Below are 3,398 nucleotides of genomic sequence, written 5' to 3' on the forward strand. Positions count from 1 at the left end.
GCGCGGCGCTCGCGCGCGGGGTGACGGTGCGGGTGGGGGTGGACCTCGCCACCGGGGCGGTGGTCGCCGAGGCCGGGGGAGAGGGCCGGGACACGCTGTGGCGGGACACCCTTCCCCTCGCCCCGGGAGGGCGGCTGGCGGGAGGGCGGGAAGGGTGGGCGGAGGCGGTCTTCGGCGCCGCCGGGCGGGCGCGCGCCGACCGGGTCCTGATCACCGACGAGGGAGGCCGCTATGAGGTTCGCGTCGATCCCTGGACGGGAGACGCCGAGGCGCGGCGCTTCTGAGTCCGGCTTCACGCTGCTGGAGGCGCTGGTCGCGCTCGCGATCCTGGGGCTGGCGCTCGTTCCGCTCCTCGGGGTCTTCTCGGCCGGGCTGGGCACGCACGGACGGGTGGAGGAGTCGCTGGAGGCCGTGGCGCTCGCGGAGGCCCGGATGAACGAGCTGGCGCTCGTCCCGCCGGACTCGGTGGCGCGGTACCTGGAGCCGAAGAACGGCACCTTCCCGGCTCCGTTCGAGCGCTACCGCTGGCGGGTGCTGATGCGCCCCCTCCCGGACGCACCCGCGCTCCTCCGCGCGGCGGTCCTGGTGGAATGGACGGGAGGGGAGTACGCCCTGGAGACCGTCTTCTACCACCCCGAGCTGCGCCCCGACGGGGTGGGGAGGTTCCGCCGGTGAGGGGGCGGGGCGGGTTCACCCTGGTGGAGGTCCTGGTCGCGCTGGTGGTGGCCGGGCTCGTGGTGGCCGGGGCGTACGGGGTGCTCGGCGGGGCGGTGGACGCGCGCGACCGGCTCCGCGCGGCGCGGCAGCCGGTCCTGGAGGGGGCGGCGATGCGGGGGGCGCTGGACGCCTGGCTCCGCTCCGCGGCTCCGGTGGAGGGTGCCGGACCGTTCCTGGGGGTGGACGGCCGGAGCGGCAGGGTGCCGCGCGACGCGGTGTGGTTCGGGGTGCCGGACGGCGGCGCGCTCCACCGGGGTCCGCACCGGCTGCACCTGGGGATCGACCGGGAGGGTGCGGGGCTGGTGGTGGAGATCGCCGCGATCCGGATGGGACAGGTGCAGCAGCCCGAGACGCTGGCGGTGGCCCCTGGAATTACCGGGATGTCGCTGCGCTACCGCACACGGAGAGGGGGGCGCGAGCTATGGCTGGAGAGCTGGATGTCCGAAGACACGGTGCCGGACGCGGTGGAGCTGCGCCTCGTCCCCGCGCCGCAGGCGGTCCGGGGAGCCGAGGGGCGGGCGCTGCCGCCGCTGCTCACCCTTCCCCTGGTGGTGCCTCTCCGCGCGGAGCCGAGGGATGAGGCGCCCTGACCGGCGGGGGTTCGCCCTGATCGCGATCCTCTGGGTGCTGCTCCTGGTCAGCGCCCTCGCCCTCGACTTCCAGACGGTCGTGCAGGGCGACCGGAGGCTGGCGGTCAGCGCCCGCGCGGACGCCCGGGGGCGGTGGGCGGCGCGGGCGGGGCTCGCCCGGGGGGTCGCGGCGCTGGACGAGCTGCTCGCCTCGGACACCGCCACGGTCGCGCTGGGCTCCACGCGGTTCGCGGTGCTCCCTCCGCTGAGCTTCGAGCTGGAGGGGGTGGAGGGGGTGGTGACGGTGGTGGACGCGCGCTCGCGGGTCCACCTCAACCTGGCCGGGCCCGAGGAGCTGACCGCCCTGTTCGAGGGGATCGGGTACTCGGGCCCGGACGCCGCCACCCTGACCGACCAGATCCTCGACTGGCGCGACGCCGACGGCCTCCGGCGGCTCCGGGGTGCGGAGCGCGCCGAGTACGCCGCCCTGGGTCCGCGGCCCGGCCCGGGGAACGCTCCCTTCCTGGAGCTGGAGGAGCTGCAGCGCGTCTCGGCGGTGTCGCCCGCGGTCTACCAGCGCATCGCCCCGTACCTGACGGTGGCGGGGGACGGACGGATCAACCTGAACAACGCGTCCGCCGCGGCGCTGCGCACCCTCCCCGGGATCGACGGGGTGCTGGCGGAGAAGATCGTGGAGATGCGGGAGCGGGCGCCCTTCCAGCACCCGTTCGACCTGCTGGCGCGGCTCCCGGGGCCGCTGCGGCGGCCGCTCCAGGAGGCGTTCCCCCGGTTCACGGAGCGCGCCGCCTTCGGGCCGCGGGAGGTGGAGGTGGTGGTGGTGGCCGCACCGGCGGGGGCGCCGCTCCGCAGCGAGCTGAGAGCGGTCGCCACCCTGGCCGGGGGAAGGGCCCTGTCGGTGAAGCGGGTGGAGGAGCGGTGACGCCCGGCGCGCACGCCCGCGCGAGGGCGACTGTGGAGCACCCGGCCGGCCCCGCCCTGGTGCCGCGCGGCCGGTCACCTGGACTGGAGCGTCCGGATCCTATGCACTACGAAACTGAGCGGAACGGTTCGCGATTCGCGGTGGCGCCCGAGGCGGCGCGGACGCAGATCATCGGAAGGAGCCCCGAGCTCCTCGAGGCCGTCGAGCTGATGCTGCGGGTGGCGGACTGCAGCGCCACCGTCCTGATCCAGGGGGAGAGCGGAACGGGGAAGGACCTGCTGGCACGGGTGCTCCACGAGAACAGCGACCGGGCGGCCGGGCCCTTCCTGGCGATCAACTGCGCGGCCATCCCCGAGAGCCTGCTGGAGTCCGAGCTGTACGGTCACGAGAGAGGCGCCTTCACCGGGGCCAACGTCCGGCACGTGGGCCGCTTCGAGCGGGCCACCGGCGGCACCCTGTTCCTGGACGAGATCGGGGACATGACCCTGACCATGCAGTCCAAGATCCTCCGCGTGATCCAGGAACGGCGGATCGAGCGCGTGGGCGGGGAGCGCACCATCCCCGTGGACGTGCGGGTCGTGGCGGCCACGAACCACGACCTCACGGCCGAGGTGGCGGCGGGGAACTTCCGGGAGGACCTGTACTACCGCCTGGCGGTGGTGGGGGTGCGCCTGCCGCCGCTGCGGGACCGCGGCGAAGACGTGGACCTGCTGGCGGACCACTACGTCGCCTACTTCGCCAACGAGCACCACCGCGACGTGCTGGGGCTCGCGGACGAGACGCGCCTCCTCCTGCGGGCGTACCGCTGGCCGGGAAACATCCGCGAGCTGCGCAACGCCATCGAAAGGGCGGTCCTGGTGACGGACGGTCCCACGATCCTCCCGGAGCACCTCCCGGCACGCCTCCGGGACCCGGTGCCCGGCGGGGAGGGCCGGCCCGAGGCGGGGTTCCCCTCGCTCCGCGAGCTGGAGACCCACCACATCCAGCGCGCGCTCGCCAAGACCGGCGGCAACCTCTGCCACGCCGCCGAGATCCTGGGCATCCACCGCAACACCCTCCGGCAGAAGCTGCAGCGCTACGGGCTCGCCTGAGCCCGGCCGCACGGGACGCCACGCGGAGGGCCCCGCCGGATTCCGGCGGGGCCCGCCGCGCGTCCGGGGCCCGCACCCCCG

5 protein-coding genes are annotated in these 3,398 nt (G+C 75.4%); all 5 read left to right on the top strand.

Annotation, left to right across the window (positions count from 1 at the left end):
- On the top strand, positions 1-284 hold a 284-nt coding region (locus VGR37_03155), incomplete at its 5' end, for a hypothetical protein (protein HEV2146392.1).
- Positions 232-675, top strand: a complete 444-nt coding sequence (locus tag VGR37_03160; GenBank protein HEV2146393.1) for a prepilin-type N-terminal cleavage/methylation domain-containing protein — start codon at positions 232-234, stop codon at positions 673-675. The genes VGR37_03155 and VGR37_03160, both read left to right, overlap by 53 nt.
- Positions 672-1,307 carry a prepilin-type N-terminal cleavage/methylation domain-containing protein gene (locus tag VGR37_03165; protein HEV2146394.1) on the top strand — a complete coding sequence of 212 codons (636 nt, stop codon included), beginning with the start codon at positions 672-674 and terminating at the stop codon, positions 1,305-1,307. The genes VGR37_03160 and VGR37_03165 overlap by 4 nt, the downstream gene beginning before the upstream one ends.
- A complete protein-coding gene (locus tag VGR37_03170) occupies positions 1,294-2,226 on the top strand; it encodes a helix-hairpin-helix domain-containing protein (protein HEV2146395.1) in 933 nt (310 codons plus the stop codon). The genes VGR37_03165 and VGR37_03170 overlap by 14 nt, the downstream gene beginning before the upstream one ends.
- 101 nt (positions 2,227-2,327) lie before the next feature.
- Positions 2,328-3,317 carry a sigma-54 dependent transcriptional regulator gene (locus VGR37_03175; protein HEV2146396.1) on the top strand — a complete coding sequence of 330 codons (990 nt, stop codon included), beginning with the start codon at positions 2,328-2,330 and terminating at the stop codon, positions 3,315-3,317.
- Positions 3,318-3,398 lie beyond the last annotated feature (81 nt).

The organism is Longimicrobiaceae bacterium (assembly GCA_035936415.1).
Taxonomy (GTDB): domain Bacteria; phylum Gemmatimonadota; class Gemmatimonadetes; order Longimicrobiales; family Longimicrobiaceae; genus JAFAYN01.